This window comes from Yersinia sp. 2542 StPb PI, assembly GCF_048593855.1.
GTDB classification, from domain to species: domain Bacteria; phylum Pseudomonadota; class Gammaproteobacteria; order Enterobacterales; family Enterobacteriaceae; genus Yersinia; species Yersinia enterocolitica_E.
On sequence record NZ_JAZGQA010000290.1, the window covers coordinates 1 to 3601 of the forward strand.

Here is a 3601-nt window from a genome sequence, read left to right on the forward strand (position 1 = left end):
AGAGTTGAAAGGTACAATAAAAATATTTTACTCTCTTTCGGAAAATAGAATACAAATAAGTAATGTGAGATATAATCAAATATATTCAATTGTTGTTTTTATATTCGTGTTAATTCAAGTGGTTTTAGCCGCTATGACCATAGATTGGGGAAAAAATAATGCATGGTATTCGACTATTATAACGTGGGTAAAAAGTATAATATAGTTTACATCAGTTGTTTTTATTGATTCAAAGTTGGTTTTCCCTAACGATGAAGGTTTCATATGCTAATAATTTCTCTATTTAAATAGAACCCATACCATTGCAACATCTCCCTACGTCCTTCAAGATATTGCGCATGGTTATAAGTTCCACGGATGGAATTTTTATCAACATGCGCAAGCTGGGTTTCAATCCATGCGCTGTTATAGCCTTTCTCATGCAAGATAGTGCTCATGGTGTGCCGGAAGCCGTGACCGGTGGCCCTACCGTGATAACCCAGCATCTTAATTACTTTATTGATACTCGCCTCACTCATTGGCTTACCGGCATCATTGCGGCCGGGGAACACTAACTTATAATTCCCTGTCAGCACCTTGAGTTTTTCAAGGATCGCCAAGGCTTGTGTAGAAAGTGGCACAAGGTGAGGGCGGCGCTTCTTCATCCTTTCTTTGGGGACTTCCCACAAAGCATTATCCAGATCAAATTCAGACCATTCAGCGGCCCGTAGTTCTATAGTTCTTACGCCCGTGAGCATTAACAACTGGGTGGCGTATTTGGTCAGTTTGCTGCCTTTATAGTTATCTAATGCCTGAATAAAGTCAGGTAACTCACTTTCAGTCAGGAACGGGTAATGGCCATTCTTGGGGCGGTTCAATGCGCTGGCCAAATCAGGGGCCGGGTTATAAGTGGCCCGCCCGGTCACTACGGCATAGCGGAAGACTTCACCACAGCGCCGCCTGATTTTTCCGGTGAGTTCCAGTGCGCCACGTTTTTCGATGCGTTGCAGAACGGCCAGCAGTTCCAACGGTGCGATCTGGTCAATTGGGCGCTTGCCGATATAAGGAAATACGTTGTTATCGAAGCCACGCATAACAGTATCCGCATACTCTTGCGTCCAGGTGGGTAATTTGGAGGTGTGCCATTCTTTGGCGATAGCCTCGAACGTGTTGGCGTGGGAATGCTGTAGGGCTATCTTTTCAGCTTTGCGGGTATCACTGGGGTTAATGCTGTTGGCCACTTGCGCTCTGGCTTCATCTCGTTTCTTGCGGGCATCGGCTAATGAAATATCACCATACAGGCCGAAAGATATCATTTTAGGCTTCCCGGCAAAGCGGTAACGGAAGCGCCAACCCTTGGAGCCATTGGGTTCAATCAATAGGGATAGGCCATTGCCATCATTCAAGGTATAGGCTTTATCTTGGGCTTTAGCCCGGCGAATTTGAATATCTGTGAGTAGCATGTGTATAGCCCTAAAGATCGAACCTAGTGTTATACGCAATCCTATACACATATGTGCTTAGATTCCACTAAACATTATGGGATATCATTAGACGCTAAATGTCTATTCATCGTTGTTTTATCTGGGTTTTATGGACTCAGTGGGATGTACTGAGAAGTGCTAATGGTGTCCCCGACTGGAATCGAACCAGTAACTAGCCCTTAGGAGGGGCTTGTTATATCCGTTTAACTACGGGGACCCGGACATTGGCAGAGTGACTGCCGCTGAAGTGTACTGCCGAGCATTATACGCATTTTTATCCAGATAATAAGCGGTTAGCTGGCAGTTTGGTCACTCTGTCACCAACTTAGAGTGATTAAGTGATAGTAATAACCGAAAAACGATGTTTTCTCGACACAGCTACAGTTACCCAATGTGATTAAGAGCCATCATCTAAGATGAGTGTGGCTATCGAATTGCGTCAGACGCGAGAGATGATTAAATTACACAATTAAACAAGACAGCTTAAGGCTCTAAGGATAGAATTTTTTGTATTGCATCCAGCGCGCTAATTTTTTTTAAATCTTTTCGCCAAGAGAGATAAATATTAATACCGAATTTATCTTCGTAATAAGGTGTCATACGTTTATAGGCAATTCCCGCTCTGCTAACCATGCACATAGAATAAGGAATAAAGGCCATTCCACGTCCTAATGCAATTTCTGATAACATCCGTAATGGATCACCAGGCTCAGGTTTTCGGGTTAGATTAAAAGGTAACGCATTGAAAATCTTCTCACATTTATCAAAGTAATCCATATTAGCCAGCCGGCTAAACCAATATAACGGGAGATCACTGACATCTTTTAAATCAATAAACTCTTTTTGACTGGCAGGATGACTACTTGGAATAGTTATCAAGTTTATCTCTTTATAGATGAATTTAAATTCCAATAATTCATTTTGGTATGGTTTTTCTGCAACAATCGAAAAGTCCAGATGTCCGTTAAGCATTTCCATTAAGAGTTGTTTAGATGTATAGGTGTCTTTGTAGATTTTATTTGTATGCGCTAAACCATCAAGCGTGTCCTGAATTTTAGGCATTAAATTAAAGTCTAACGTTTTAGTCGTACCTGCACGAAACCCTTGATCATAAGTGCTGTGTTTTTTTATTTCTGCCAAATCAGCAACCATGGTGTTCAAGAGCTTTCTACTCTGTAATTCAAACAGTTTACCGGCTTCTGTTAGAGATACCTGATGTGTATTGCGTAGGAATAGGGCTGTTCCCAGATTTTCTTCAAGATTACGAATTTGCGTCGATAGCGGAGGTTGTGAAACCCCTAGTCGCTCGGCTGCCCGTCTGAAACTCATATCGTCACACACAGCAAGGAAAAACTGTAACTGCCTGATAGTAGGAAGTCTTTTACTAAATATCTGCATCACTTTCTCCAACATCCGTGTTCACGTTTAAGCGACATTTCAGTAAGGTCTATCTCAAGTTTTAAACCTGCTGATATCTTTATACTATCACAAAATAAATATTTCAAAACATTGTTTTAAAAACGTAAGCTCCTTTCATCGAAATAACGATTAACCCACAATTGATTGAAAAGGAAATATACAATGTCATCTAACTACCTAATGATTTCTCGCTACCCTTTAAAGAAAGGGATGGAATCCAAACTCGCAGGGTTATTGCAGTCATCCGCAATGAAAAACTATTATCTTTCGATGCAAGGTGAAGATAAGGAATTGCTGGAATTCAATAGCTACACTGAGATAAGTGAAATTCAGTATGACGAGAATCATCTGAACGATATTCTTGCTGACCTTACGGCACTATTGTCTGGTGATGTAAAACGTGAACTGGTTAAGTATGTTGAAAGCCCGATTGTGTCAGAGAAATCTGTTCCTGACTCTGAATATGTCCAGTTACGACATGTAGAAGTTGTTCCAGAATTTCACTCGCAATATCGTAACTGGCGGGAAAATACAATTTTTAACGTTGTCCGTAGCAATAAGGACAAGATCGAATCTTTTGAAGCTTATCACTCAGTATTTAGTACTCAACCTGGTGTTATGTTTGTTTCATCTTTTTCGGTAGAACCTGAAGAATACATAAAATCATTCACCGATGAAAATTACCAGAGAATAATTCAACAAGCAGGTGATAGATATAT

At 40.8% G+C, this 3601-nt stretch carries 3 protein-coding genes, 1 tRNA gene and 1 pseudogene; 2 read left to right on the forward strand and 3 right to left on the reverse strand.

The annotated features are described in order from the left end of the window. Window positions 1-205: pseudogene (locus V1952_RS20665) on the forward strand (hypothetical protein); the annotation flags it as partial. A 55-nt stretch (window positions 206-260) separates the two neighbouring features. On the opposite strand, the gene V1952_RS20670 reads toward V1952_RS20665, so the two are convergent. From V1952_RS20670 to V1952_RS20680, 3 genes are all read right to left on the reverse strand, one after another. Next, a complete protein-coding gene (locus V1952_RS20670) occupies window positions 261-1442 on the reverse strand; it encodes a tyrosine-type recombinase/integrase (RefSeq protein ID WP_420075440.1) in 1182 nt (393 codons plus the stop codon). 163 nt (window positions 1443-1605) lie between these two features. Further along, window positions 1606-1680 (reverse strand) — tRNA-Arg (locus V1952_RS20675). Between the two features lie 266 nt (window positions 1681-1946). After that, window positions 1947-2861 carry a LysR family transcriptional regulator gene (locus V1952_RS20680; RefSeq protein ID WP_420075441.1) on the reverse strand — a complete coding sequence of 305 codons (915 nt, stop codon included), beginning with the start codon at window positions 2859-2861 and terminating at the stop codon, window positions 1947-1949. Window positions 2862-3044: 183 nt separating this feature from the next. On the opposite strand from V1952_RS20680, the gene V1952_RS20685 reads away from it, so the two are divergent. After that, on the forward strand, window positions 3045-3601 hold a 557-nt coding region (locus V1952_RS20685), incomplete at its 3' end, for a hypothetical protein (protein ID WP_420075442.1).